Source organism: Microbacterium sp. DMC48 (assembly GCF_056313825.1).
Genome location: NZ_JBQUZN010000003.1, coordinates 45,332 through 70,523 on the forward strand (window position 1 = coordinate 45,332; position 25,192 = coordinate 70,523).

The 25,192-nt window shown below is 69.3% G+C and carries 27 protein-coding genes; 6 read left to right on the plus strand and 21 right to left on the minus strand.

The features are described 5' to 3' along the window. Positions 1–54: 54 nt before the first annotated feature. Complete coding sequence (gene dapF, locus ACT53O_RS00255) at positions 55–918, minus strand: diaminopimelate epimerase (RefSeq protein ID WP_036322049.1); 864 nt, start codon at positions 916–918, stop codon at positions 55–57. A 129-nt stretch (positions 919–1,047) separates the two neighbouring features. Here dapF and ACT53O_RS00260 point away from each other — a divergent pair, with 129 nt between their 5' ends. After that, entirely contained in the window at positions 1,048–1,503 is a 456-nt protein-coding gene (locus tag ACT53O_RS00260) for an ASCH domain-containing protein (protein WP_051039695.1), read from the plus strand. Positions 1,504–1,549: 46 nt separating this feature from the next. Here ACT53O_RS00260 and miaA read toward each other — a convergent pair whose 3' ends face one another. From miaA to ACT53O_RS00335, 15 genes are all read right to left on the minus strand, one after another. After that, on the minus strand, positions 1,550–2,464 hold the full coding sequence (miaA, locus tag ACT53O_RS00265) for a tRNA (adenosine(37)-N6)-dimethylallyltransferase MiaA (RefSeq protein WP_476150877.1): 915 nt from the start codon (positions 2,462–2,464) through the stop codon (positions 1,550–1,552). After that, positions 2,461–4,017 carry a tRNA (N6-isopentenyl adenosine(37)-C2)-methylthiotransferase MiaB gene (miaB, locus tag ACT53O_RS00270; protein ID WP_476150878.1) on the minus strand — a complete coding sequence of 519 codons (1,557 nt, stop codon included), beginning with the start codon at positions 4,015–4,017 and terminating at the stop codon, positions 2,461–2,463. The genes miaA and miaB overlap by 4 nt, the downstream gene beginning before the upstream one ends. Before the next feature lie 65 nt (positions 4,018–4,082). Beyond that, complete coding sequence (locus ACT53O_RS00275) at positions 4,083–4,844, minus strand: regulatory protein RecX (protein ID WP_476150880.1); 762 nt, start codon at positions 4,842–4,844, stop codon at positions 4,083–4,085. Next, a complete protein-coding gene (gene recA, locus ACT53O_RS00280) occupies positions 4,844–5,899 on the minus strand; it encodes a recombinase RecA (protein WP_039416593.1) in 1,056 nt (351 codons plus the stop codon). The genes ACT53O_RS00275 and recA overlap by 1 nt, the downstream gene beginning before the upstream one ends. A gap of 266 nt (positions 5,900–6,165) precedes the next feature. Continuing rightward, positions 6,166–6,390, minus strand: coding sequence for a DUF3046 domain-containing protein (locus tag ACT53O_RS00285; protein WP_036287224.1), 225 nt, complete (start codon positions 6,388–6,390; stop codon positions 6,166–6,168). Position 6,391: 1 nt separating this feature from the next. Further along, positions 6,392–6,712: a helix-turn-helix domain-containing protein gene (locus ACT53O_RS00290; RefSeq protein ID WP_005048854.1), complete on the minus strand. Its 321-nt coding sequence runs from the start codon at positions 6,710–6,712 to the stop codon at positions 6,392–6,394. A 168-nt stretch (positions 6,713–6,880) separates the two neighbouring features. Next, positions 6,881–7,453 carry a CinA family protein gene (locus tag ACT53O_RS00295; RefSeq protein ID WP_476150882.1) on the minus strand — a complete coding sequence of 191 codons (573 nt, stop codon included), beginning with the start codon at positions 7,451–7,453 and terminating at the stop codon, positions 6,881–6,883. Further along, entirely contained in the window at positions 7,450–8,040 is a 591-nt protein-coding gene (gene pgsA, locus ACT53O_RS00300) for a CDP-diacylglycerol--glycerol-3-phosphate 3-phosphatidyltransferase (RefSeq protein ID WP_135948342.1), read from the minus strand. Before pgsA ends, ACT53O_RS00295 begins: the two co-directional genes overlap by 4 nt. A 49-nt stretch (positions 8,041–8,089) precedes the next feature. Next, positions 8,090–10,783 (minus strand): FtsK/SpoIIIE family DNA translocase, encoded by a 2,694-nt coding sequence (locus ACT53O_RS00305; RefSeq protein WP_292681829.1) that lies wholly within the window; start codon positions 10,781–10,783, stop codon positions 8,090–8,092. 79 nt (positions 10,784–10,862) lie between these two features. Further along, on the minus strand, positions 10,863–11,357 hold the full coding sequence (locus ACT53O_RS00310; protein ID WP_476150885.1) for an N-acetyltransferase family protein: 495 nt from the start codon (positions 11,355–11,357) through the stop codon (positions 10,863–10,865). 31 nt (positions 11,358–11,388) lie between these two features. After that, on the minus strand, positions 11,389–13,065 hold the full coding sequence (locus ACT53O_RS00315; protein ID WP_112932728.1) for a ribonuclease J: 1,677 nt from the start codon (positions 13,063–13,065) through the stop codon (positions 11,389–11,391). A gap of 47 nt (positions 13,066–13,112) precedes the next feature. After that, complete coding sequence (gene dapA, locus ACT53O_RS00320) at positions 13,113–14,090, minus strand: 4-hydroxy-tetrahydrodipicolinate synthase (RefSeq protein WP_036320028.1); 978 nt, start codon at positions 14,088–14,090, stop codon at positions 13,113–13,115. Positions 14,091–14,156: 66 nt separating this feature from the next. Further along, complete coding sequence (locus ACT53O_RS00325; RefSeq protein ID WP_294946006.1) at positions 14,157–14,921, minus strand: SDR family NAD(P)-dependent oxidoreductase; 765 nt, start codon at positions 14,919–14,921, stop codon at positions 14,157–14,159. Positions 14,922–14,963: 42 nt separating this feature from the next. After that, a complete protein-coding gene (locus ACT53O_RS00330; RefSeq protein ID WP_039416580.1) occupies positions 14,964–15,461 on the minus strand; it encodes a dihydrofolate reductase in 498 nt (165 codons plus the stop codon). Further along, the gene (locus ACT53O_RS00335; protein ID WP_294945990.1) at positions 15,458–16,279 is read right to left on the minus strand and encodes a thymidylate synthase; all 822 of its coding nucleotides are present in this window, start codon (positions 16,277–16,279) and stop codon (positions 15,458–15,460) included. Before ACT53O_RS00335 ends, ACT53O_RS00330 begins: the two co-directional genes overlap by 4 nt. A gap of 87 nt (positions 16,280–16,366) precedes the next feature. Between ACT53O_RS00335 and ACT53O_RS00340 the strand changes: the two genes are divergently transcribed. From ACT53O_RS00340 to ACT53O_RS00350, 3 genes are all read left to right on the plus strand, one after another. Beyond that, positions 16,367–16,804: a TlpA family protein disulfide reductase gene (locus tag ACT53O_RS00340; protein ID WP_039416574.1), complete on the plus strand. Its 438-nt coding sequence runs from the start codon at positions 16,367–16,369 to the stop codon at positions 16,802–16,804. Positions 16,805–16,910: 106 nt separating this feature from the next. After that, positions 16,911–17,336 carry an OsmC family peroxiredoxin gene (locus ACT53O_RS00345; protein ID WP_036320048.1) on the plus strand — a complete coding sequence of 142 codons (426 nt, stop codon included), beginning with the start codon at positions 16,911–16,913 and terminating at the stop codon, positions 17,334–17,336. Further along, complete coding sequence (locus tag ACT53O_RS00350; protein WP_295818523.1) at positions 17,329–18,252, plus strand: TIGR01777 family oxidoreductase; 924 nt, start codon at positions 17,329–17,331, stop codon at positions 18,250–18,252. Before ACT53O_RS00345 ends, ACT53O_RS00350 begins: the two co-directional genes overlap by 8 nt. Here the strand turns inward: ACT53O_RS00350 and ACT53O_RS00355 are convergent, their stop codons facing one another. After that, positions 18,253–18,702, minus strand: coding sequence for an FxsA family protein (locus tag ACT53O_RS00355; protein ID WP_135948345.1), 450 nt, complete (start codon positions 18,700–18,702; stop codon positions 18,253–18,255). It abuts the gene before it with no gap. Then, positions 18,699–19,517 carry a 4-hydroxy-tetrahydrodipicolinate reductase gene (gene dapB, locus ACT53O_RS00360; protein WP_036320057.1) on the minus strand — a complete coding sequence of 273 codons (819 nt, stop codon included), beginning with the start codon at positions 19,515–19,517 and terminating at the stop codon, positions 18,699–18,701. Before dapB ends, ACT53O_RS00355 begins: the two co-directional genes overlap by 4 nt. 44 nt (positions 19,518–19,561) lie before the next feature. Here dapB and ACT53O_RS00365 point away from each other — a divergent pair, with 44 nt between their 5' ends. Both ACT53O_RS00365 and ACT53O_RS00370 read left to right on the plus strand, forming a co-directional pair. After that, positions 19,562–20,032, plus strand: a complete 471-nt coding sequence (locus tag ACT53O_RS00365) for a GNAT family N-acetyltransferase (RefSeq protein ID WP_476150890.1) — start codon at positions 19,562–19,564, stop codon at positions 20,030–20,032. A 52-nt stretch (positions 20,033–20,084) separates the two neighbouring features. After that, positions 20,085–20,567, plus strand: coding sequence for a hypothetical protein (locus ACT53O_RS00370; protein ID WP_036320283.1), 483 nt, complete (start codon positions 20,085–20,087; stop codon positions 20,565–20,567). Between the two features lie 176 nt (positions 20,568–20,743). Here the strand turns inward: ACT53O_RS00370 and ACT53O_RS00375 are convergent, their stop codons facing one another. From ACT53O_RS00375 to ACT53O_RS00385, 3 genes are all read right to left on the minus strand, one after another. Next, positions 20,744–21,343, minus strand: a complete 600-nt coding sequence (locus ACT53O_RS00375; protein WP_476150892.1) for a histidine phosphatase family protein — start codon at positions 21,341–21,343, stop codon at positions 20,744–20,746. A gap of 94 nt (positions 21,344–21,437) precedes the next feature. Then, the gene (locus ACT53O_RS00380) at positions 21,438–22,460 is read right to left on the minus strand and encodes an aldo/keto reductase (protein WP_204946800.1); all 1,023 of its coding nucleotides are present in this window, start codon (positions 22,458–22,460) and stop codon (positions 21,438–21,440) included. Positions 22,461–22,767: 307 nt separating this feature from the next. Next, on the minus strand, positions 22,768–25,047 hold the full coding sequence (locus tag ACT53O_RS00385; RefSeq protein WP_112932719.1) for a polyribonucleotide nucleotidyltransferase: 2,280 nt from the start codon (positions 25,045–25,047) through the stop codon (positions 22,768–22,770). Positions 25,048–25,192 lie beyond the last annotated feature (145 nt).

Below are 25,192 nucleotides of genomic sequence, written 5' to 3' on the forward strand. Positions count from 1 at the left end.
AGACCCGCCCTGGGTTTCCAGACCCGCCCTGGGTCCCCCGCGATCGACGCCGCGTCAGGCCAGGCGCACCTCGCCGGAGTAGACGAGAGCCGCCGGCCCCGACAGGAGCACGTGGTCGCCGTCGCCTTCGGCGACGATGCGAACGCCCAGGATGCCGCCGGGCACCTCGACGCTCCAGTGATCGGGCGCCGCGGGACCAGCCCAGTGACGAACGGCGAGGGCCGCCGCCGCGACACCCGTGCCGCAGGAAAGCGTCTCACCCACACCGCGTTCGAAGACACGCATACGGATGCTGCCGACGCCGTTCTTCACGAGCGGGTCGGCCGGAACGACGAACTCGACGTTCGCCCCGGCGACCGGCTCCGGATGCAGCAGCGGCTGCACGGTGAGGTCGAGCTCCTCGAGCTCAGCCGTGCTGGAAAGCGCCACGACGACGTGCGGGTTGCCGACGTCGATGCCCTGACCGGGCCGGGCGACGTCGAGTCCCCGCGCCTTCACGACGGTGTCGCCGTCGATGGCGAAGACGCCGAGGTCGACCTCGAAGCCCAGGTCGCTGCGCGTCAAGGTCTTGATGCCGGCGCGCGTGCCGATGCGCAGCGGTGCGGCGTCGATATCGGCACGGCCGGTGTCCACCAGGTACTTCGCGAAGACGCGCGTGCCGTTGCCGCACATCTCGGCGGCGGATCCGTCGGCGTTGCGGTAGTCCATGAACCACTCGGCGTCCCCGCTCGCCGCACCCTCGGCGATGCGGGCGCTGCGAACGACGCGCAGGATGCCGTCGCCGCCGATGCCGAAGCGGCGATCGCACAGGGCCGCCACCTGGGCGGCGCTCAGGTCGAGGGCGCCCTCGTCATCGGGAACGATCACGAAGTCGTTTCCCGTGCCGTGGCCCTTGGTGAATGCGATGGACTCTCCCACCCGGTCAGTCTACGGTTTGCAGGCCGCGCCTCGGCCGGCCGCGCGCGAGCGACGTGGCAGGATCTGAGGGTGACAGAACCCGCTCTCTCCTCTCACGCGCTCCCCCTCGACAGCGATGCTGCCGCCGCGATGTGGGACGCCTACCGCGCCGCGCGGCCCGAAGCGGTGCTCGCCGGGGGCGAGTACACCGTCGAGCACTTCGGTGACAACGCCCGGCTCGCCGACGAACTCCTCGACATCGTGCTGTCGGGGCGGAAACGAGCGACGGCAGAGCTCGTGGCCGACTTCGTCGCTCGGGGCGATCTCGTGCCGCGCATCGGATCGCACTGGATCGCGTGCGACAGCTCCGGCGCACCGCGCATCATCATGCGCACGACCGAACTGAGGTTGGGTCCTTTCACCAGCGGCGACGCGGCATTCGCCGCCGACGAGGGCGAGGACGACGGATCGCTGGAGAGCTGGCAGCGCGAGCACCGCCGCTACTGGACGCGCGTCGCCGCCGCCCGCGGAGCCGAATGGTCGGAGGAGGACGAGATCGTCTTCGAACGCTTCCGCGTCGTCTGGCCCCCCGAGCACGCCGACTGAACGACGAGGAGCGGCTCGGGCCGCACGGTGAGTGTGCGCACTTCGCTCACGCCACCGATGCTGCCAGGACGACCGCGTCGACGTCGGGCGCGACCCAGCGCACGTCGGCATACCGGCGAAACCACGACACCTGGCGGCGCGCGTAGCGTCGGGTGAGCGCCTGCGTCTGGGCGATGGCCTCGGACGCATCGAGCTCACCCGCCACGTGCGCCAACGCCTGCGCGTAGCCGATGGCCCGGCTGGCCGTCACGCCCTGCTCGAGGCCGCGGTCGCGGAGGGCTGCGACTTCGGTGAGAAGTCCCTCGCGCCACATGCGGGTCACCCGCTCGTCGAGGCGCGCGACGAGGGTTGCACGCTCGACCTCCACACCGATGAGGGTCGTCGGCACGTGCCAGAGCACGGGATCTGCAGGCAGGACGGCGCCGTGACCGCGGTCGCCCTGCACGGCGACCTCGAGGGCGCGCACGATCCGCCGAGCGTTGCGCGCATCGATACGGTCGGCGGTCACCGGGTCCAGTGCGCGCAGACGCTCCAGGAGCGGCCCGGGGCCGCCCTCTTCGAGATCCGCTTCCAGCTGTGCGCGCAGGATGTCGTCGTGCGGCGGGAAACGGAAGTCGTAGACGACACTCGAGACGTAGAGGCCCGAGCCGCCGACGAGGATGGCGTCCGCTCCGCGGTGGAAGATCTCTGAGATGACGGTACGGGCCGCTTCCTGGTACGCCGCGACCGCGGCCTCATCCGTGACCTCGAGCACATCGAAGAGATGGTGCGGGATGCCGCGGCGCTCGGCGACCGACAGTTTGGCGGTGCCGATGTCCATCCCGCGATACAGCTGCATGGCGTCGGCGTTGACGATCTCCGCCGGGCGACCGCGGGCGGTGAGCGCTTCCGCGAGCCGCAGGGACAGATCGGACTTGCCCGTGCCCGTGGCGCCCACGACGCCCCACAGACGCCCGGTCACCCGAGGCGGAGCGTCGGCAACCCGAGCGACACCGCGCGGGGTGCGCCCGCCTCGCCCGCGACGCCCGAGGATGTCGGCACGCCGCATGACTCCGCCTGGGTGCGATCCCAGGCGTCGCCCGCGCGCGTGCGCCGAATGCGCAGCGGCGCCCCGTCGGGGCTATCGGCGAGCAGGTGGAACGGAGCGGCGTGCGTCACGGTCACCGTCACGACGTCTCCGGGGCGCGGAACGGCCGAGCCCCGAGGCAGCTCGAAGTGGACGAGCCGATTGTCTTCGGCGCGGCCGGTCAGGCGGTGGGTCTCGGCATCCTTCTTTCCCTCGCCGGTCGAGACCAGCACCTGCAGCTCGCGGCCGATCTGGGCCTGGTTCTCTTCGAGGCTGATGCGCTCCTGCAGCGCGATGAGCCGCTCGTACCGCTCTTGCACCACGGCCTTCGGCACCTGGTCGGGCATCGTCGCGGCGGGGGTGCCCTCACGGATCGAGTACTGGAAGGTGAAGGCGCTGGCGAACCGTGCCTGCGCGACGACACGCATCGTGTCCTCGAAATCCTCATCCGTCTCACCGGGGAAGCCGACGATGATGTCGGTGGAGATCGCCGCGTGCGGGATGCGGTCGCGGACCCGCTCGAGGATGCCGAGGAAGCGGTCACTGCGGTAGGAGCGCCGCATCGCCCGTAGGACGCGATCGGATCCGGACTGCAGCGGCATGTGCAGCTGCGGCATGACCTGAGGAGTCTCGGCCATGGCATCGATGACGTCATCGGTGAAGGCGGCCGGGTGCGGACTGGTGAAGCGGATGCGCTCGAGCCCCGGGATCTGCCCGGCGGCACGCAGCAGCTTGCCGAACGCCTGACGATCACCGAACTCGACCCCGTAGCTGTTGACGTTCTGACCCAGGAGGGTGACCTCGACGGCGCCGTCCTCGACGAGGAGCCGGATCTCGTTGAGGATGTCGCCGGGGCGGCGATCCTTCTCCTTGCCACGCAGGCTCGGCACGATGCAGAAGGTGCAGGTGTTGTTGCATCCGACGGAGATCGAGACCCAGCCGCTGTGCACGGCGTCGCGCTTGGTCGGCAGGGTCGAGGGGAAGACCTCGAGCGCCTCGAGGATCTCCAGTTCTGTATCGCCGTTGTGGCGCGCCCGCTCGAGGAGGCTGGGCAGCGAGCCCATGTTGTGGGTGCCGAAGACGACGTCGACCCACGGCGCCTTCTCGAGCACGGCCTCTTTGTCCATCTGAGCCATACAGCCGCCGACGGCGATCTGCATGCCCTCGTGACGATCCTTGCGACTCTTCAGATGCCCGAGGGTGCCGTACAGCTTGCCGGCGGCGTTGTCGCGCACCGCACACGTGTTGATCACGACGACATCGGCCTCGGAGCCCGCCTCCGCCCGCACGTATCCGGCGCTCTCCAACGAGCCGGAAAGTCGCTCGGAATCGTGCACGTTCATCTGGCAGCCGAAGGTGCGCACCTCGTAGGTCCGAGCACGTCCGTCGGCGGCGACGGCGGCGTCCGAGGGCGCGATCAGCGTGGGGGCGGCGGACGGAGAAGTCATGATGCGTTCATTCTACGATCCGTCACCATGCACGAACCCGAGGCCCCGCGCACCGGGAAAACGGCTCACTCGAAGCGCACGGTTCCCGCCGGCGCACGCCGAACCGGTCGCCCGAGTTCTTCGAGGGCCTGCCGCGCTGCGGTCAGCGCGCTCGCACCGTACCCGCGCCGCGCGAGTTGGCCCGACAACCGCCGCAACGCCGTATCGCGATCGAGGTCGCGCATCGTCCGGGCTTTCTGCCGCGCGAACTCGAGAGCACGGTCCGCATCATCGTCAGGCAGCCCATCGAGGGTCTCGTCGATGACCTCGCGCGGGATGCCGCGGGCCGACAAGGTCTGCACGAGCATCGTGCGCCCCTGTCCCTTTCGTTCCACGCCACTGTGCACGAGCTGCTCCGCCAGTGCCGAGTCGTCGAGATATCCGAGGCTCCTCATGCGGTCGATGACGTGGTCGATCGCCGCATCGCCGAGCTCGCGTTCGCGCAAGAATCGCGATGCCTCCCGTTCGGACAGGGAGCGCGTTCGCAAGCGCTTGATCAGCGCGGCCTCCGCATCGTCGACGACGGTCGCGATGTCGTCCTCCCACGCCGCGTCGACGGGCTCCTCCGTCCAGGTCGGATGCCAGCTGAGATCACCCACACCGCCTTCATGCCCGGACGGACCAGGGAACACGGTGGGTGACCCGGGTTGCGGGTCGCGCGGACCTGCCTCATCCTGTGGCTGGTTCGCGGAGGCGGAGGAGACGCGTGCGTCGGCGGCATCCCCGCCGAACAGCGGGATCACGGGGGCGAGCCGCTCGGACTCGCCCCCGTGTCGCGACGTCGTCATCAGGCCGGTCGGCGCGCGGCCAGATCATCGGCAGGCGCGACCTCTGCCCCACCGCGCGGCTGACCGATTCCCAGCTTCTGCTTGATCTTGGTTTCGATCTCCGCCGCGATGTCGGGGTTCTTCAGCAGGAAGTTGCGGGCGTTCTCCTTGCCCTGACCGAGCTGCTCACCGTCGTAGGTGTACCAGGCGCCGGACTTCTTCACGAGGGCGTGCTCGACGCCGAAGTCGATGAGCGAGCCTTCGCGCGAGATGCCGGTGCCGTAGAGGATGTCGAACTCGGCCTGCTTGAACGGCGGCGCCATCTTGTTCTTGACCACCTTGACGCGCGTCCGGTTCCCGACCGCGTCGGTGCCGTCCTTCAACGTCTCGATGCGACGGATGTCGAGACGCACCGAGGCGTAGAACTTCAACGCCTTTCCGCCGGCGGTGGTCTCGGGTGAGCCGAAGAACACGCCGATCTTCTCGCGCAGCTGGTTGATGAAGATCATGGTCGTGTTGGTCTGATTGAGACCACCGGTCAGCTTGCGCAGCGCCTGAGACATGAGGCGAGCCTGCAGGCCGACGTGGGAGTCGCCCATCTCGCCTTCGATCTCGGCCTTGGGGACGAGCGCAGCGACGGAGTCGATGACGACCAGATCGATCGCTCCCGAACGAACCAGCATGTCGGCGATCTCCAGCGCCTGCTCCCCCGTGTCGGGCTGCGACACGAGCAGCTGATCGATGTCGACACCGAGCTTCTGCGCATAGTCGGGGTCGAGCGCGTGTTCGGCGTCGATGAAGGCGGCGATGCCGCCGGCGCGCTGCACGTTGGCGATCGCGTGGAGCGTGAGCGTCGTCTTACCCGAGGATTCGGGACCGTAGATCTCGATGATGCGTCCGCGGGGAAGACCTCCCACGCCGAGAGCGACGTCGAGGGCGATCGAACCGGTGGGGATGACTTCGACAGGGGCACGGTCGTCGCTGCCCAGTCGCATGACCGAGCCCTTTCCGAACTGCCGGTCGATCTGCGCGAGGGCCGACTCGAGGGCCTTCTCGCGGTCAGCGGGTGAGGGCATGACGTGCTCCTTGTGCTCTGCCGTGGACGGCGCTGCCGGCCTCGGGATTCCGTCGCCTGTAGGCTGTCACGCCCCCTCCCGGCGGGAAGGATGCTGCGACAAGGCGGAGGTGTCGTGATGACGGTGTCCACGCTAGAGACGGTCTCCGACATCGGTCGGCGACAGGCCTCGTATGTGGACAAACGTCCCGAGTCACCTCATGTGCAGGAGCCTACGCCCATCGAACAGAGTTTCGATCACGCGACACGCCGCGCGTCCGTCGCGGATCAGCGTCGGCGCGGCTCCATCAGTCCGACGCCGTGGCGCCGCGAAGCGGGGACGTCCGTCTCGTCGCACAGAGCAAGCCAGATCTCGCGCGGCTCGACGCCGTCGGCGAGGGCTTCGGCTGCGGTCCGGTGACCCACACCGGGCAGAGCGAGGTCGGCGACCAAGCTTGATGCGCGCGCGCCGAACTCGTCCGCGACGGCTCGCGTGAACTCGCTGCGCCGCACGTCAGCGCAGCGACAACTCGGGCTGGACGAGGCCGTCCTCGAGCCCGGCGAGATCGTCGGGAACGACGTCGGGGAAGACCTGCAGGCCCTCCAGCACCGACAGCCGGTCACCGACCTCGCGCATGATGGTCGAGATCGGAACGTCCAGCGCCTCGGCGACCGCCGCGAGGATCTCGCTCGAGGCCTCCTTCTGACCGCGCTCGACCTCGCTGAGATATCCGAGGGCGACACTCGCGCGTCCGGCGACCTGGCGGAGGGTACGACCCTTCTGCAGGCGGAAGTCGCGAAGCACTTCGCCGATCTCCTGACGAACCAGGATCATGTTCGGGCCCCCTCCTCTACTCGAGATTCCCACCGGGTATCGGTGCCCGGGTGGACAACAGTACCCCACGTGCTGGCCACGATAGCCCTCTCGTGCTGGGTAATGAATGGGAATCGCTGTCATGTAACGGCGTCGACACGAGCGGTATTCCCCGCGTCATCTGAGGGCTCAGAGCGTGTCCAGCACCAGCCGGACGGCGCGCGCCGCCGTCTCGGTACGGATGGCGGCGCGGTCGCCGTCGATCAGTACGGACTCGACCCGTGAGCCCAGCGGAGTGGCGACGGCGATATGCACCGTGCCGACGGGCTGGCCGTCCGGTGACAGCGGGCCCGCGATGCCGGTCGTCGCCACGCCCACGTCGGCGGGCACGCCGTCACGTCCGAGCGCGCGGCGCACGCCCTCCGCCATCTGGCTGGCGACCCGGGGATGCACCGGCCCGTGCGCGTCGAGCAGATGCTGCTCGACGCCCAGAAGGCTCGCCTTCACGTCGGTCGCGTAGGCGACGATCCCGCCGCGGAAGACGCGCGAGGCTCCCGAGACCGAGACGATGGATGCGGCGAGCAGTCCCCCGGTCAACGATTCGGCCGCCGCAATGCTCCAGCCGAGGTCGGCGAGTCGGGCGACGAGGCGCTCCGGCTCGCTACTGCGACGACCCGCGGAGACCAGGGTGCTCTCGAGGTCGTCTCCCTCGGCATCCGAATGTTCGTCGCGCGCGCCCCCACGCCGGGACGAGGCGCTCATCGACGCGTGCCCGTCACGGTGCCGCCGCGGGCGGCTCGGGCTCCACGGATCTCGGTGACCACGTAGTCGACGCCGCTCGCCACCGTGAGGACGACCGCGATCCACATCGCCGCGGTGTTCACGACGTGGACCCACTCACCGACCACGTTCCACAGCGGCAGCAGCGCGAGGGAGAGCGCGACCGCCTGCGCGACAGTCTTCAGCTTGCCCATCCACGCCGCGGCGACCACGTGACTGCTCGCGACGATGAGGCGGTGCACCGTGATGCCGACCTCGCGGACGAGAACAACGATCGTGACCGCCCAGGGGAGCTCGCCCAGGAGGGAGAGCCCAACGAAGGCACAGCCGGTCAGAGCCTTGTCTGCGATCGGGTCGAGGAGCTTGCCGAGGTCGGTGACGATCTCGTACTTGCGCGCCAGGTAGCCGTCGATGCCGTCCGTCGCGATCGCGACGATGAACAGCACACCTGCCCACCACCGCAGCGGGCCGTCGCCGCCCTGATCGGCCAGGAGCATCCAGAGGAAGACCGGCGCGCACAGGATGCGGACGATCGTGATCGCGTTGGGGAGCTGCCGGGGAATCGCCACGAGGCGAGCCTACTCGGGGCCGGTGGTCCGCACGGGCCCCGAGGCGAGCTCAGTCGCGGCCGGTGAGGCTCCACGCGTCCTCGGACCCGTCGTCGCCATCGACCACCGGAAGCCCGTCGAACTGGGCACCGACCGCATCCGGCCCGTACGGGTCGTTCGCCGGCGCCGCGTGGGTAGCCGGGGGGTCGTCGCCGCGCAGGCGGGCGAGCACCTCGGGAAGCTGATCCGGCGTGACGAGCACGTCGCGAGCCTTCGACCCCTCCGAGGGGCCGACGATCTCTCGCGACTCCAGCAGATCCATGAGACGACCGGCCTTCGCGAAGCCGACGCGGAGCTTGCGCTGCAGCATCGAGGTCGAGCCGAACTGCGTCGAGATGATCTGCTCGGCCGCCGCCAGCAGCAACTCGAGGTCGTCACCGATGTCGGCGTCGATCTCCTTCTTCTCGGCGACCGCGGCGACATCGGCGCGGTACTCCGGCCGAGCCTGGTTCTTGACGTGCGTGACGACCTTCTCGATCTCACTCTCCGCCACCCACGCGCCTTGAACGCGCAGCGCTTTGGACGCACCCATCGGCAGGAAGAGACCGTCGCCCTGCCCGATGAGTCGGTCGGCACCGGGCTGGTCGAGGATGACGCGCGAATCGGTGACGCTCGTGACGGCGAACGCCAGGCGCGAGGGCACGTTCGCCTTGATCAGACCCGTGACCACGTCGACGGAGGGCCGCTGCGTCGCGAGCACGAGGTGGATGCCGCTGGCGCGGGCGAGCTGGGTGATCCGCACGATCGAGTCCTCGACGTCGCGCGGGGCGACCATCATGAGGTCGGCGAGCTCGTCCACGACCACGAGCAGATAGGGGTAGGGCTTGAGCACGCGCTCACTGCCGACGGGGAGGTTGATCTCCCCCGCGACCACCGCGCGATTGAAGTCGTCGATGTGGCGGAAGCCGAACGACGCGAGATCGTCGTACCGCATGTCCATCTCCTTCACGACCCACTGCAGCGCCTCCGCGGCCTTCTTCGGGTTCGTGATGATGGGCGTGATCAGGTGCGGGACGCCGGCATAGCTCGTGAGCTCGACGCGCTTGGGGTCGATGAGCACCATGCGCACCTCGGAGGGCTTGGCGCGCATCAGCAGGCTCGTGATCATCGAGTTCACGAAACTCGACTTGCCCGAGCCGGTGGAACCGGCCACGAGCAGGTGGGGCATCTTGGCCAGGTTCGCGACGACGTAGCCGCCGCCGACGTCCTTGCCGACGCCGATCGTCATCGGATGCGTCTGACTGGTCGCCGCCTGCGAGCGCAGCACGTCGCCCAGGGTGACGATCTCACGGTCGGTGTTGGGGATCTCGACACCGATGGCGCTCTTGCCGGGGATGGGCGCGAGGATGCGCACCTCGTTCGACGCCACGGCGTACGCGATGTTGTTGGTGAGCGCGGTGATGCGCTCGACCTTGACGCCGGGGCCGAGCGAGATCTCGTACTGGGTCACCGTCGGCCCGCGCGAGAAGCCCGTGACGCGCGCATCGACACCGAACTGCTCGAAGACGCCTCTGATGGCCGCGACCACGCGGTCGTTCGCCTCCGATCTCGCCTTCGGCGGGTCGCCTTGGGCCAGTGCGGCGACCGAGGGAAGCCGATAGGGCGCCTGCGGCGGCTGTCCATCGTGGTCGTCGCCCAGGGCGGAGATACCCGGGAGGATCCCGTCGTCGAGGATGATCTCGCCGCTGTCCTCGCGGATGCCGGTGTCGGCACGACGGGCGGCCTTCTTCGCGTGGGCGATCACCGCCGGATCGATGATCTCGGTCGGCGCCTCCGGCAGCGGGGGCACCGGAGGAACGGCCGCCGGCATCGCGACGGCCTGCTCGAAGCCGCCGTCGCCGCTGGTGTCCAGGAGCGCCGTCAGGTCATCGGAGCCCAGGTGGCCGTCGACGTCCTCCTCCCGGCCGGACTTGTTGCGGCGCCACCACGGCAGGTCCTTCTCCGCGGCATCGTCCGTCTCGCCGAAGGCGACCGTGGGTGCGTCGGCCGCGGGCGCGTCGGGGCGCTCGGCGCCGAACATCCACGCGTACAGGTCTCCGAGACGGCGGCCGATGCGGTTGGGCGGGGTCTTGGTGAGGATGAGAATGCTCAGCAGTGTCAGCGCACCCAGGAGGATGTAGGCGCCGATCGGCGTGAGCAGCGACAGCGGCTCGCCGATGGTCCACCCGAACAGACCGCCCGCGGCGCTGAGCGCCGGCATGCCCTGCGACGGCTGCGGCCGACCGCCCGCAACATGGCAGAAGCCGGCGATCGAGAGCACGAACAGTCCGAAGCCGATGCCGATGCGCCCGTTGTCGTGGATGGACGGCGGGTGCCGGAACAGCCAACCCGCCAGCACCAGCAGGAGCACGGGCATGATGAAGGCGACGCGGCCGACGAACAGCCCCACGGTGTAGGCGCTGATCTGCGTCGCGGCGTCGTTGCCGATGAAGAACCACTCGTTGACGGCGCCGAGCGCGGCCAGCACGACGAGCAGGAACGGGAAGCCGTCGCGGCGCTGGTCCTTCTCGAGCGTCTCGAGGCCGAAAGCGCGGAACATGCCGCCGACGGCGTGCGCGACGCCGAGCCAGGCGCGGACGGCGAGCGGCGGGCGGTCGGTGTCGTCGACGTACTTCGTGGGAGCCGGCGCGGGCTTGCGGGCACGGGTCGATGAGCCCTTCGCGGACGCGCGGGCGTTCGTGGGCGTGCTCGTGGATCGTGCCATTACTCCACGGTAGGCGCACAGGTCCCCGGATCCGCGGATTGACGCGGCCCGAGACGGGCCCGGCATCCGCCGCGCCTGGTCAACGCAGGCGCTTGACCATGGTGTCGCGGCCATGACCGGCCTGCGTGACGGCGAAGCCCTCACTGCGGTAGAGCGTCTGGGCGTAGTTGCCCCGTTCCACCGACAGGCTGATGCGAGCGTATCCCTGTGCGCGCGCGTGCTCGCAGAGCCGCTGCAGGAGGGCACGCCCCACCCCGTGAGCCCGCCAGATGGGCCGCACCCCGATGATGAGCTCCGGCACGCCCGTGCCGATGTACCCGAAGCCGGGATCGGTGCGCGGCAGCATCCGGTACCACGCGGCACCGACCGAACTATCCTGCGCGTCGATCGCGACGAAGCCGGCGTCGCCGGGACGCATCCACCCCGAGATGTAGCGATTGTGATCGGGGTGCGTCAGCACCTCGTGCCGCGGCCGCGCGCCCCCTTGCCGCCAGTTCGCCGCCTCGACGACCATGTCTCCGAGGAACGCGCCATCGGCCTGTGTCGCGGGGCGCACACGAAAGCTGACGGGCATGGAGCCGATCGTAGCGCTGCGCCGCGACTGCTCAGGCTTCGATGACGAGGGGGACGATCATCGGGCGACGACGCAGCCGCTGGTTCACCCACCGACCGATCGTGCGGCGCACGACCTGCGACAGCGCGTGGGTGTCGCGGACGCCCGATTGAGCCGCCTCCGTGAGGGCCGCGGCGATCTTGGGCTTGACGTCGTCGAACACCTTGTCGTCCTCGGCGAACCCTCGTGCGTGGATTTCGGGGCCGGTGATGATCCGCCCCGTCGTGGCATCGACGACGACGATCACCGAGATGAAGCCCTCCTCGCCGAGGATCCGGCGATCCTTGAGGTCGGCGTCGGTGATCTCGCCCACTGTCGATCCGTCGACGTAGACGAAGCCGAGATCGAGCTGGCCGACGACGCGGGCAACGCCGTCCTTGAGGTCGACGACGGTGCCGTTCTCGGCGATGATCGTGTTCTCCGCGGGGATGCCGGTGTCCTGCGCGAGCTTGGCGTTGGCGATGAGGTGACGGTACTCGCCGTGCACCGGCATGACGTTGCGTGGCTGGAGGATGTTGTAGCAGTACAGCAGCTCGCCCGCCGCCGCGTGACCCGAGACGTGCACCTTGGCATTGCCCTTGTGCACCACGTTGGCTCCCAGCTTGGTGAGCCCGTCGATCACGCGATAGACCGCGTTCTCGTTGCCCGGGATCAGGCTCGAGGCGAGGATGACCGTGTCACCCGGTCCGGGCTCGATCGCGTGGTCCAGGTTCGCCATGCGGCTGAGGACCGCCATGGGCTCACCCTGCGACCCGGTCGACATGTAGACGATCTTGTCGTCGGGCAGATCCTGGGCCTTCTTGTAGTCGATCAGCACCCCGTCCGGGACGCGCAGGTAGCCGAGGTCTTCGGCGATCGTCATGTTGCGCACCATCGAGCGGCCGAGGAACGCGAGACGGCGTCCGTTTGCCGCCGCCGCGTCGATGACCTGCTGCACACGATGGACGTGGCTGGAGAAGCTCGCGACGATGACCCGTCGAGGTGCCTTGGCGATCACCTGGTCGAGAACCGGACCGATGTCGCGCTCGAGCGGTGTGAAGCCCGGCACGTCGGCGTTGGTGGAATCGACCAGGAAGAGGTCGACGCCGTCCTCGCCGAGGCTGGCGAACGCGCGCAGGTCGGTGAGGCGTCCATCCAGCGGCAGCTGGTCCATCTTGAAGTCACCGGTGGCCAGCACCGTCCCGGCGTCGGTGTGGATCGCGACGGCGAGCGCATCGGGAATCGAGTGGTTGACCGCGACGAACTCGAGGTCGAACGGACCGACCTGCTCATCCTGCCCCTCCTCGACGGTGAGCGTGTAGGCCTTGATGCGATGCTCCTTGAGCTTCGCTTCGACCAGGGCGAGGGTGAGTTTCGAACCGATCAAGGGAATGTCGTTCTTCAACCGCAGCAGGTACGGCACCGCGCCGATGTGATCCTCGTGGCCGTGCGTGAGCACGACGCCCACGACATCGTCGAGCCGATCCTTGATCGGCTCGAAGTCGGGGAGGATGAGGTCGACGCCGGGCTGGTGCTCCTCGGGGAACAGCACGCCGCAGTCGACGACGAGGAGCTTGCCGTCGTATTCGAAGACCGTCATGTTGCGACCGATCTCGCCCAACCCGCCGAGCGGGATGACGCGAAGGGTCTGGGGGGCGAGCGCGGGAGGCTCGGAGAACGTCGTGGGCATCGTCTGCCTTTCGTGGATGCCGCGGCATCCACCGGTATCGCGGTCGCTCAGCGGGTGGTGCCGTGGACCTTCGGAAGCGCGCCGCCGGCGGCGGCGTTGCGGTCGGGACGGAAGTTGGAGAAGTCGGCGCCGTCGACGCCCTTCACGAGTGCGAGCTCATCCTCGATGAGGGCAGCCTCCCACTCTTCGGGGCCGACGAGCGGGAGCCGCACCCGAGGGCTCGAGATGCGGCCGAGTCCGTGCAGGATGTACTTCGCGCTCACGGTCCCGGGCACGTGCGTCATGACGGCGCGCACGAGCGGCTCGAGCTGCTGGTGGGCGGCGGTCGCCGTGGCCAGGTCCCCGCGGTTGACGGCATCCACGATGACGCGGTAGGGCGTCGCAGTGATGTTCGCCGTCACGCCGATCAGGCCCGACGCGCCGATCGACAGATGCGGCAGGACGTTCGCATCGTCACCGGAGAAGTACATCAGGTCGGTCTGGTTGAGCACCCGGCTGACCTCGCTGAAGTCACCCTTCGCGTCCTTCACCGCGAGGATGTTCGGGTGGTTGGCGAGCCGCAGGATCGTCTCGTACTTGATCGGCACGCCGGTGCGTCCCGGAATGTCGTAGAGGATGACGGGAAGGTCGGTGGCGTCGGCGACCAGACGGAAGTGCGTCAAGATGCCGGCCTGGGTGGGCTTGTTGTAGTACGGCGTCACGATCATGATGCCGTCGGCGCCGGCCTTCTCACTGGCTTTGTAGAGCTCGATCGCGTGCGCGGTCTCGTTCGAGCCGCCACCGGTGATGATCTTCGCCCGCCCGCTGGAGACGGACTTGCCGACCTCGACGAGCTTCAGCTTCTCGGGGTCGGTGAGTGTGCTCGTCTCGCCGGTCGTGCCCGTGACGACGATGCCGTCGGCGCCGGCGGTGATGACGTCGTCGATGTGCTTCTCGACAGCGGGCCAGTCCACTTCACCGTCGGCCGTCATCGGAGTGACGAGAGCGACGAGGACCTGTCCGAAGGGATTGCCCGAGTGCGTCATGCTTCCAGGCTACCGGCTCGCGGCGACCCCGTCGGAGCAGACCGCGGGTGGGTCACGGCCGAGTCCTCAGCGTCCGGTGCGCGCCAGGCGCGCGGCCACGGGGCCCGGCAGCACACGCATCGCCGCCACCAGCACCTTGTAGCGCAGAGAGGGAATCGAGACGGCTTTGCCCCGCGCGGCGTCGCGCAGCCCTTCGCGGACGACGTCCGCTGCGTCGAGCCACATCACCGCGGGAATGCCCTCCCGCCCCGGCGGCAGCCCCAAGCGCTCGTGGAAGTTCGTGTGCGTGAAGCCCGGGCACAGCGCCGTCACGGTGACGCCGCGCGGCGCGTACGCGATGTTGGCCCATCGACTGAAGGAGATCACCCAGGCCTTGACCGCACCGTAGGTGCCTCGCGGAACAAAACCCGCGACCGAGGCGACATTGACGATCCGGCCGTATCCCCGCTCGAGCATGGTGCCCAGCGCGGCGTGGGTCAGATGCATCGTCGCACGCACGTGCAGATCAAGGTGGCGCTGCTCGTCGGCGATGTCGCCCGCCGCGAAGTCGAGGTCGAGTCCGAATCCCGCATTGTTGACGAGGATGCCGATCGGTCGCTCGCGGTCGGCGACGCGGGCCACGACCGCGGCGAGACCGTCATCGGCGACGAGATCGGCGGCGAGCACCTCGACCTGTACCCGGTGATCTGCGCGCAGTCGCTCCGCGATGTCCTCGAGCGCGTCCTTGTCTCGGGCGACCAGGACGAGGTCGGCTCCGCGTGCCGCCAGTTGACGCGCGAACTCCGCGCCGAGGCCCGAACTGGCGCCCGTCACCACCGCTGTCTTGCCCATTCTGAGCTCCCTGTCGTCGTCGCCGCTCGAGACACGAACCGTTCAGGGACGGATCAGAGTCAGGAAGCGATAGGGGACGCCGGTGCGCGAGAGCGACCAGCCATCGTCCGGGTCGATGCGCGCCACGGCCCACCCGTCCCGCCGGGGGGCATACGTGTCACCGTCGACCTCGAGATCGAGCTCGGTGACCTCCAGCACATCGGCGCGCGCGATCGCCTCGGCGAACAGCCCCGCTCCCCCGATGACCCAGGCCGCCTCTTCCCTGTCGACGAGCTCCAGCGCACCATCGAGCGAGGCGGCCCGCTCCGCGCCGTCGTCCCGCCAGGACTCATTGCGGGTGACCACGACGTTGCGTCGCCCAGGAAGGGGCCGGAAGCGGGGCGGGAAGGACTCCCACGTCCGGCGCCCCATGATGACCGGATCCCCCATCGTCGCGGCGCGGAAATGCGCGAGGTCCTCGGGCACGTGCCACGGCATGCCGCCGTCCTTGCCGATGACGCCGCCGCGCGCCTCGGCCCAGATCAGGCCGAGCCGGGTCATACCGCGACCGCGGCTCGGATCGTGGGGTGGTGCTGGTAGTCCTCGACCACGATGTCGTCGTACGTGTAGTCGAAGATCGACGCGGGCGTCCGCGCGAACGAGAGGCGGGGATACGGATACGGCTCCCGTGTGAGCTGCTCGCGGACCTGCTCGAGGTGGTTGTCGTAGATGTGGCAATCACCGCCGGTCCACACGAAATCGCCGGGCTCGAGCCCCGTCTGCTGGGCGATCATCATCGTCAGCAGCGCGTAGGACGCGATGTTGAACGGCACACCGAGAAACATGTCGGCGCTGCGCTGATATAGCTGGCACGACAGCTTGCCGTCCGCGACGTAGAACTGGAACAACGCGTGGCAGGGAGCGAGTGCCATCTGCGGGATGTCGGCGGGGTTCCACGCCGACACGATGAGCCGGCGCGAGTCGGGGTTGGCGTGGATCTGCTCGATGACCTGTGAGATCTGGTCGATCTGCTCGCCGGACGGCGTCGGCCACGAGCGCCACTGCACTCCGTAGACCGGCCCGAGCTCGCCGTCGGCATCCGCCCATTCGTCCCAGATGGTCACGCCGTGCTGCTGGAGCCACGAGACGTTCGACTCACCTCGCAGGAACCAGAGCAGTTCATAGGCGATCGACTTCATGTGCACACGCTTTGTCGTGATGAGCGGGAAGCCCTGCGACAGGTCGAAACGGATCTGGCGTCCGAACACACTCGTCGTGCCGGTGCCGGTGCGATCGTCCTTGTGTACGCCGTCGGCGAGCACCTCGCGGAGGAGGTCTTCGTAGGGGGTGGGGATGGATGCCGCGCTCACGCCAGCCACCCTACCCTCGCCCGCCGACGCCGGGACTGTTACGCACGGCCCGTCATCGGAGCCGGTGCACCTCCGGAGGCGGTATCGTGGCAGACCGTGAACATCGTCGATGCCGTGCTCGTGCTGACCGCACTGCTCGCCGTGACCCTCGCCGTCGGACTGCTCCTGCGGTGGACGCAGAATCGTCCCCGCCGCGCATCGACCGATGAAGTCGTGGAACCGCGACGCCTCGGAGCCGACGCCCTCGGCGAGCGGGCCACCCTGCTGCAGTTCAGCACGCAGATGTGCGCGCGCTGCCCCGGCGTGCACCGCGTGCTGGGATCGATCGCCGATGCCCACGACGGCGTGATGCACCTGGACGTCGATCTCACCGACCGTCCCGACATCGCGAAGCACTTCCACGTGCTTCAGACGCCGACGACGTTGATCCTCGACCGCGACGGGGTCATCCAGACCCGCTTCGGCGGTACTCCCAGCCGCAGCGCGATCGAGCTGGAGCTCGGGCGCGTCACCGCCACCCCCGCCACCGTCTGAGGGTCTGCGCCCGCGCCGGCCGCACCGGTTCCGCGGGAGCCTGGGCCCGTCTAGGCTCGGATGCACACCGCCGATACGCGGCCCGCATCCGACACGAGGAGCACACATGAGCGTCACGAGCGAAGCGTCCACGAGCTGGAAGGGCTCCCTCACCGACGGGTCCGGCGAGATCGCCCTGGAGAGTTCCAACCAGGGTCCGTTCGCCGTCGACTGGAAGGCGCGCAGTGAGGGCTCCGCGTCGGTCACGACCCCGGAGGAACTGCTCGCCGCGGCGCACTCCTCTTGCTTCAGCATGGCACTCTCGCACGCGCTCGCCGGCAACGGGACGCCCCCCGAGAGCATCGAGACCACGGCGTCTGTCACCTTCATCCCGGGCACCGGCATCACCGGCTCGCATCTGAACGTCAACGCGGTGGTCCCGGGGCTGTCGGCCGAGGACTTCGCCCGCATTGCCGGCGAAGCGAAGACGGGATGCCCCGTCTCGGCCGCGCTGGCAGGCATCGAGATCACCCTCGAGGCCACGCTTGCCTGAGAACGACTCGTCGCGCGCCGAGGGGCGCGTCGTCGTCGCCGGAGCCTCCGGCCTGATCGGCCGTGCCCTCGTGGCGAGCCTGCGCGCCGACGGCATCGCCGTGACGCGCCTCGTGCGCCGCCCCAGCGCCGCGCCGGACGAGCTCTCTTGGGATCCGGCGAGCCGACCGCTGCCGCCCTCCGCCCTCGAAGGGGCGCGGGCCGTCGTCGGTCTCAACGGAGCCACCCTCGGGCATTTCCCGTGGACGCGGCGGTACAAGCACGACCTCGTGTGGTCGCGGATCGCGCCGACCCAGGCATTGGCGGCAGCCGTGCGCGCCCTCGGCGATGACGCCCCGCACTTCGTGTCGTCGTCCGCGGTCGGCTACTACCCGTCGGCGCCGGGAGTCACCTTCACGGAGTCGTCGCCCCGCGGAGACTCCTTCCTCGCAGACCTCTGCGGCGAGTGGGAGACGGCCGCGACACGCGGCGCCGGAGATCGTGCCCGCGTGTCCCTGCTGCGGACCGCGCCGGTGGTGCACGCCGACGGTGTTCTCAAGCCCCTTCTGCTGCTGACCAAACTCGGCCTGTCGGGCCCCATCGGGCGCGGAACGCAGGTCTGGCCGCTGATCTCTCTCGACGACGAGGTCCGCGCGATCCGGCATGTCATCGACAACGCCCTCACCGGCCCTGTCAACCTCGCGGGCCCCCAGCGGACGACGGCCAACGACCTCGGCCTGGCGCTCGCGAGACGGATGAACCGCCCCTACCTGCTGCGGGTGCCGGAGTGGGCACTGAAGTTGGTGCTCGGGCGCGATGCGGCGGAGGGACTGCTCACGTGCGACATGAACGTGGTTCCCGAAGCGCTCACGGCATCCGGCTTCGTCTTCTCGCACCCGACGGTCGAGGATGCCGTGGCCGCCGCGGTGCCGGCGTGATCAGCGCGTCGTCGGCTTCTTCTCGAGCGTGATCGCCCGCCGAATGGCTTCGCGGGCGCGGCGTCGGTCGCCGGCGCCGTCGTAAGCCAGCCCCAGCCGGAACCAGGCTCGCCAATCGGTCGGGTGCGCCTCGACGTCTTCTCGATAGTGCGGGAACACGGCGTCGGCCTGCGCACGATCGGGACGGCCGCTCACACGGACATCCAGCTCCTCGGTCGGCAGCGCACCCTCGGCCTCCAGACGCCGTGCGAGTCGCTCGGCACTGCGCCCGAATGAGAGCTCTCGCCAGAGCGCCCACCCGGCGATGACGGGCAAGACGAGCAGCGCCACCCCCATCGCGACGCCGATGATCTGCCCCGAGGTCAACAACAGCCACGCGCGCTGTGCGACGAGGACGATGTAGAGGACGAGCAGCGCCGCCATGACGGCGACACCGGCGCGGGCCTTCATGCCCCGGTGACGCGGGCGACTTGGCCCGGAACGGCGCCCTCGTCGATGACCTCGCTCGCCGACGCGGCGTCGCGCGGCGCACCGAGTCCCAGATCGATGAGCGCGTCGAGGCCGATCGTGACCCCGCGCGCGTCGCGCGCGGCTGCGAGGGCGACGCGGATGCCGGGTGCGTAGGCACGTGCCGGCTCGACCGTGTCGTGGACGATCGTCAGCGACTCCCCCGGCCCCGACAGGATCGTCTCCTGCTTCGCGATGACACCGGGTCGTCGCAGAGAGTGGATGGGAACACTGGCGACCTGCTGGCCGCGCGCCCTCTGGTCGACGTGCGGCGATTCCACCGGGCCGACCCCGACGCGGGCGTCGGCGATCAGTTCGGCGGTGCGCACGGCCGTGCCGCTGGGTGAATCCACCTTCGTCTCGCGATGGGTCTCGACGATCTCGATCGAGGGGAACAACGGCGCCGCAGCCGCCGCCAACGCCGTGGCGACGACAGAGCCCAGGGAGAAGTTGGGAATGAAGACCGCGCCCGTGCCCGCCGCCTCGACGAGGGGGCGCACCAGCGCGATCCGTTCGGTGGACCACCCGGAGGTGCCGACGAGCACGTTCTTGCCGCGTTCGATCGCCGCCCGCACCACATCGATCGACACGCCGGGTGTCGACGCGTCGACGACGAGATCGGCCGCGTCGATCTCGGCGAGATCGCTCGCAGAGCCGAGAACGGCGACCGTCTCGAAGTCGTCGAGCTCATCGATCACGCCGGCGATGATCGCACCGAGCTTGCCGGTGCCGCCCACGAGGGCCACTCTCGTCGTCATGGTTCCAGCCTAGGCCGTGCGACCGACACGGTTACGCTCGAGGGATGGTGCTGCTCCACGCCCTCGCCGCCGACGACCCGCGCGCACATGCCCTCCTGGAGGAGTACTTCCAGATGCGCGCCGACGCCTTCCCTCAGGGCCAGGCCTACCGTCCCGTCTTTCCCACGGCATCCGTCTTCACCCCGCCAGCAGGTGTCTTCCTCGTCCTCGTCGACGAGGACGGGGCGGACGTCGGATGCGGCGGCATCCGACGGATCGAGGACGCGCCGACGGGCGTGCGGTACGAGGTGAAGCACCTCTACCTGCAGCCGCGCACGCGCGGTCGCGGCTGGGGTCGGCTGCTGCTGGACGGGCTCGAGGAGCGGGCGCGCGCCTTCGGCGCGGCCGAACTGGTACTCGACACCCACCACACGCTCGAAGCCGCCGGCGCGCTCTACGCACGCTCGGGTTTCACCGCCATCGAGCCCTACAACGACAATCCCAACGCGACGCGCTGGTACGGCAAGGTGCTCTGAGCTCGGGCGGCTGCATCGACTGACCGGCCGAGGCGCGTGGAAGGATGTCGACATGCCCGCTGGGGAACACGACGTCACCGAACTCGTGGCGGCCGTCGCCTGGTGGCGCGCCGATCTGCCCGGCGCACGAACCCTGCTCGCCGACGCGGCGACGGCGGCGCTGATCGCCGGCAGAGACGGCTACGACCTGGTGCAGCTGGCGCTGATCGATGAGACCGCGAGTCGGTTCGACGTCGACGAGTTGATCGACCGGGCAGCGGGCGACGCGGGTATCACCGAGGCGGTTCACTCGGACCTCGAACCGGTCGTCGTGCATCGACTGTGCCACCTCGTTCTTCATGACGAGGTGAGCCCGCGTGAGCTCGCGCGGTGGGCACACTCCCGCTACCGTCACGGCGCCGGCGACGAGTCGATCGATCTGCTGGCGGTGCTCGACGACGCGCATGACGACGTCGCGGAGGTCGACGGCGATCTTGCGCCGATCGTCGCGGAGATCCGCCGCATCGCCACGCGGATCGTCGCACGCAACGACTGACCAGCGGCGCGGACTGTTCCCAACTCCGGAGAATCGTCGACGTGCGGCCGGAGTTTCCGCGCGGCGGTGCGGGCGCCCCGACAGCCCGGCGAGAGTGTCCGGAGTTGTGAACGCCGACCAGCGAGCGCAGGCCGTCGGATACCGCCCGCCGGACGCGGCCGCCGCATCCTGCCGACTCAGACCGGGGGAACCTCGGGCAGGCCCGTGCGCAACTCCATGGGCAGGTGCGCGAGGTCGTTGTGGGTCACGAGAGCCCACGGACGCCCCTTGCGCTGAGCGAGCACGGTGAGGCCGCAGTGCGCCTGATTGATCGTCATCCACCGCCAGTCGGGGGCATCGAGCACCTCCCGCACGAACCAGGCGATCACGGCGTTGTGGGTGATGAGCAGTTCGTGGGCGGCGGGCTTTCGCACGAGGAACTCGGCGACCGCGTCGCCCATCTGCGCGCGCCCCGCTTCCATCTCGGCCTCGGTGTAGGAGCCGAAGAACGGCTCGTAGATCGACGGCGTCTCGGGCAGCATCCCGGTGGGGATGCAGTCGAACAGCAGTGCGGACGACTTCGGGGTCACCGAGGGAAGGCGGCCCGACACGGCGCGAGCCGTCTCGGCCGCGCGCTCCAGGGGCGAGTGCCACACAGCATCCAACGGCACGCCGGAGAGGCGGTCGGCGAGAAGCTCCGCCTGGCGTCTCCCCCGCGGCGACAGCGGCCCGTCTTCCAGACCGTGCTCCGCGTCGAGATGTTCTCCGTGTCGCACGAGGTACAGGTAATGCGTCACGTCATACTCGTCTCGCCTGGGGGTGGGGCAGCTCCCAGCCTACGTCAGGCGGTCGACGTCGACCCGGGTCTTGACACGGGACGCCGCGCCGCCTCTACTGCGTGGCGCGCGAGATCTCGCCCAGGTGGGAGCGACTGAGCCGCGCGCCCACACCCTGCACGAGTTCTTCGACGTGGGCCACGGCAAAGACGTTCACGATGGGGGCGACCACCGCGCGCTGCGCCAGCAGCCAAGCGATGGCGACGGCGGACGGCGGCACCGACAGTTCGTCACCGATCCGGTCCAGCGCACGCAGCGTACGCGATCCGCGCCGGTTCATCGCCGCAGCCAATTGGATGCCGCGTACCGAATACGCGACCTGCGCACGGTCGCGGTGCACACCGGCGAGATAGCCGTGCTCGAGCGCCTGCGAGGGCGTCACGGCGATACCCTGCGCGCTGGCCACGAGACGCAGATCGCCATCGAACTCGGACTGCCGAAGGATGTTGTACGGGACGTCCAGCACCGTGAGGCGGGGGTAACCCGCCGATGCGAGAATCCGGGCTTCGACCAGCTGGGCGGCCGTGTGGCCGTAGGCTCCCACGGCGCGCACCTTTCCCGACTCGATCAGCCATTCCACCGTCGCCAGGGTGTCTTCGAGGGTTGTCGCGTCATCCGACAGCGCGTCGAGGTAGAGCAGGTCGATCCGGTCCGTGTGCAGGCGCGTCAGCGACGCCTCGACCGCGCGGATGAGGTTCACCGGTCCGAGCCCGGGGTGGTCGGGGTTGGCTCCGACACGAACGGCGACGACGATGTCGTCGCGGATGCCGCGGCGCTGCAGCCACTGCCCGACGATGTGCTCGCTGCGCCCCGCCGCATATCCGTCGGACGTGTGCACCGCGTTGCCACCACGCGCGTGGTACGCGTCGAGAATCGCGTGCGCGGCGGTGAGATCGACATGCCAGCCGAACTCGGCGGCACCGAGGAGGAACGGAAAGACCTCAAGCCCGGACTCGCCGAGCGGAACGCGGATGCCGGCTCCCACGGGTGCCCCCTGAACGGGAATGGGAGCGGAGGGATGCGCGGGCGGCGCGGTTCTGACGGCCGTCGGTGTCGCGCCGATACCGAAGTAACCCATCCGTTCACCCCCTTCACGAACCGCGGATGCGGTGTCGCTCTTCTTGTCTACCCACCCCCCGATGCGTAGTTCCGAGGGTAGGGCAGACGCGGGTACGGTCCGCGCATTGAGCCCAACGAACGGTAAACATTCCATAACGCTTGCGTCACGGCGTCGCTGTGCGCGGGGGCGGTGTCCCCCATCCGGTGGACACCGGATGAACGAACGGATGCCCGCCCCTCCGAGACGGGAGGAAGCGGGCATCCGTGTCCGGGTCGCCGCCGCGGCACGCTCAGGGTGGATCCCTCAGCGCCGGGCGACGAAGCACTCAGCCTTCGGCGGGAGCCTCCGGGCCTTCGCTGGCCGCCGCACGGCCTTCCTGGTCGGCGGCCTCTTCGAGCACCGGCTCGAGGGACAGCTTGCCGCGGTCGTCGATCTTGGTGATCTTGACGAGCAGCTTCTGGCCGACGCCGAGCACGTCTTCGACGTTCTCGACGCGCTTGCCACCGGCGAGCTTGCGCACCTCACTGATGTGCAGCAGGCCGTCCTTGCCGGGCAGCAGCGAGATGAAGGCACCGAACGCCGCGAGCTTGACGACGGTTCCGAGGAACTGCTCGCCCACCTCCGGGTTGGTGGGGTTGGCGATCGCGTTGACCTGAGCGCGCGCGGCCTCCGCCGACGGGCCATCGGTCGCGCCGATGTAGACGGTGCCGTCCTCCTCGATGGAGATCTGCGCGCCGGTCTCGTCCTGGATCGCGTTGATCGTCTTGCCCTTCGGGCCGATCAGCTCACCGATCTTGTCGACGGGGATCTGCACGCTGATGACGCGCGGCGCGGTCGGCGCCATCTCGTCCGGTCCGTCGATGGCGGCGTTGAGGACGTTCAGGATCGTCATGCGCGCGTCCTTGGCCTGCGTCAGCGCGGCCGTGAGCACCGACGACGGGATGCCGTCGAGCTTCGTGTCGAGCTGGATCGCCGTGACGAACTCGCTCGTGCCTGCGACCTTGAAGTCCATGTCGCCGAGGGCATCCTCGGCGCCGAGGATGTCGGTCAGCGCCGCATAGCGGGTCTGGCCGTCGACCTGGTCGGAGACGAGGCCCATCGCGATGCCGGCCACGGGGGCGCGCAGCGGCACGCCCGCGTTGAGCAGCGACAGCGTCGAGGCACAGACCGAGCCCATCGACGTCGAGCCGTTGGAGCCGAGAGCCTCGGAGACCTGACGGATCGCGTAGGGGAACTCCTCGCGGCTGGGCAGCACCGGCACGAGGGCGCGCTCGGCGAGGAAGCCGTGCCCGATCTCACGACGCTTCGGCGAGCCCACGCGGCCGGTCTCACCGGTCGAGTACGGCGGGAAGTTGTAGTGGTGCATGTACCGCTTGCTGGTCGTGGGCGACAGCGAGTCGATCTGCTGCTCCATCTTCAGCATGTTCAGCGTGGTGACACCCAGGATCTGGGTCTCGCCGCGCTGGAAGATCGCCGAACCGTGCACGCGCGGGATGACCTGCACCTCGGCATCCAGCGGACGGATGTCCGCCAGGCCACGGCCGTCGATGCGCACACCCTCGGTGAGGATGCGGCTGCGCACGATGAGCTTGGTGACCGACTTGTAGGCGCCGCCGAACTCGGCCAGTGCGCTCTCCGGCAGCTCGCCCGCCTCGACGGCGGCGACCAGCTGCGCCTTGACGTCGTCCTTCACGGCGTCGTCGGCGTTCTGGCGCTCGATCTTGTCGGCGATCTGGTACACCGGCACGAGGCGGTCGTAGGCGCGACCGGCGACGAAGTCGTAGGTCTCCTTCGCGTACGCCGGGAAGACCGGGTAGGGCTGGATCTCCTTGGCGGCGGTGTTCGCGACGACGTTCTGCGCCGCGACGAGCTCCTTGATGAAGGGCTTGGATGCCTCCAGACCCTGCGCGACGATCTCCTCGCTGGGCTTGACCGCGCCGGCCTTGATGAGGTTCCAGCTGTTCTCGGTGGCCTCCGCCTCGACCATCATGATCGCGACGTCGCCGTCCTCGAGGACGCGACCGGCGACCATCAGGTCGAATACGGCCTCCTCGACCTGAGCGGCCGTCGGGAACGCGACCCACTGGTCGGCGTGCTCGCCGTGGCCCGGGATAAGCGCGAGGCGGACACCGGCGATAGGGCCGGAGAACGGCAGGCCGGAGATCTGCGTCGACAGCGATGCCGCGTTGATCGCCAGCGCGTCGTAGAACTCGCCCGGGGCGATGCTCAGGACGGTGACGACGATCTGGACCTCGTTGCGCAGGCCATCCACGAACGACGGGCGCAGCGGCCGGTCGATGAGCCGGCACACGAGGATCGCCTCGGTGGAGGGACGGCCCTCGCGGCGGAAGAACGATCCCGGGATCTTGCCGGCCGCGTACGAACGCTCTTCGACGTCGACGGTCAGCGGGAAGAAGTCGAAGCCCTCACGCGGGTGCTTGCCCGCGCTCGTGGCCGACAGCAGCATGGTCTCTTCGTCGAGGTAGGCGGCGACGGCACCCTGTGCCTGCTGCGCCAGTCGTCCGGTCTCGAACCGGATCGTGCGGGTGCCGAATCGGCCGTTGTCGAGAACGGCTTCGGCGGCGGTGATTTCTGGACCTTCCAAGAGGTCTCTCCTTCTTTGTTTAGACTCGCGCGCGCGTTTCGCGCACGAGATCGTGCGAAGGAGCAGGAACAGGCAGATCCAGACGCGCGGCGGCTCCGCGTGCGGCGCCGCCGGGACGATCAGCGCTGGCCACCAGTAGAAAGCC

What these genes read in the sequence shown, in the direction of transcription:
- ACT53O_RS00260 (WP_051039695.1), top strand. Translation starts at nt 1,048, where the DNA reads ATGTGGGACGCCTACCGCGCCGCGCGGCCCGAAGCGGTGCTCGCCGGG.
- miaB (WP_476150878.1), bottom strand. Translation starts at nt 4,017, where the DNA reads ATGACTTCTCCGTCCGCCGCCCCCACGCTGATCGCGCCCTCGGACGCC.
- ACT53O_RS00275 (WP_476150880.1), bottom strand. Translation starts at nt 4,844, where the DNA reads ATGACGACGTCGCGACACGGGGGCGAGTCCGAGCGGCTCGCCCCCGTG.
- recA (WP_039416593.1), bottom strand. Translation starts at nt 5,899, where the DNA reads ATGCCCTCACCCGCTGACCGCGAGAAGGCCCTCGAGTCGGCCCTCGCG.
- ACT53O_RS00290 (WP_005048854.1), bottom strand. Translation starts at nt 6,712, where the DNA reads ATGATCCTGGTTCGTCAGGAGATCGGCGAAGTGCTTCGCGACTTCCGC.
- ACT53O_RS00295 (WP_476150882.1), bottom strand. Translation starts at nt 7,453, where the DNA reads ATGAGCGCCTCGTCCCGGCGTGGGGGCGCGCGCGACGAACATTCGGAT.
- ACT53O_RS00305 (WP_292681829.1), bottom strand. Translation starts at nt 10,783, where the DNA reads ATGGCACGATCCACGAGCACGCCCACGAACGCCCGCGCGTCCGCGAAG.
- ACT53O_RS00310 (WP_476150885.1), bottom strand. Translation starts at nt 11,357, where the DNA reads ATGCCCGTCAGCTTTCGTGTGCGCCCCGCGACACAGGCCGATGGCGCG.
- ACT53O_RS00315 (WP_112932728.1), bottom strand. Translation starts at nt 13,065, where the DNA reads ATGCCCACGACGTTCTCCGAGCCTCCCGCGCTCGCCCCCCAGACCCTT.
- dapA (WP_036320028.1), bottom strand. Translation starts at nt 14,090, where the DNA reads ATGACGCACTCGGGCAATCCCTTCGGACAGGTCCTCGTCGCTCTCGTC.
- ACT53O_RS00325 (WP_294946006.1), bottom strand. Translation starts at nt 14,921, where the DNA reads ATGGGCAAGACAGCGGTGGTGACGGGCGCCAGTTCGGGCCTCGGCGCG.
- ACT53O_RS00330 (WP_039416580.1), bottom strand. Translation starts at nt 15,461, where the DNA reads ATGACCCGGCTCGGCCTGATCTGGGCCGAGGCGCGCGGCGGCGTCATC.
- ACT53O_RS00345 (WP_036320048.1), top strand. Translation starts at nt 16,911, where the DNA reads ATGAGCGTCACGAGCGAAGCGTCCACGAGCTGGAAGGGCTCCCTCACC.
- ACT53O_RS00355 (WP_135948345.1), bottom strand. Translation starts at nt 18,702, where the DNA reads ATGAAGGCCCGCGCCGGTGTCGCCGTCATGGCGGCGCTGCTCGTCCTC.
- dapB (WP_036320057.1), bottom strand. Translation starts at nt 19,517, where the DNA reads ATGACGACGAGAGTGGCCCTCGTGGGCGGCACCGGCAAGCTCGGTGCG.
- ACT53O_RS00365 (WP_476150890.1), top strand. Translation starts at nt 19,562, where the DNA reads ATGGTGCTGCTCCACGCCCTCGCCGCCGACGACCCGCGCGCACATGCC.
- ACT53O_RS00370 (WP_036320283.1), top strand. Translation starts at nt 20,085, where the DNA reads ATGCCCGCTGGGGAACACGACGTCACCGAACTCGTGGCGGCCGTCGCC.
- ACT53O_RS00380 (WP_204946800.1), bottom strand. Translation starts at nt 22,460, where the DNA reads ATGGGTTACTTCGGTATCGGCGCGACACCGACGGCCGTCAGAACCGCG.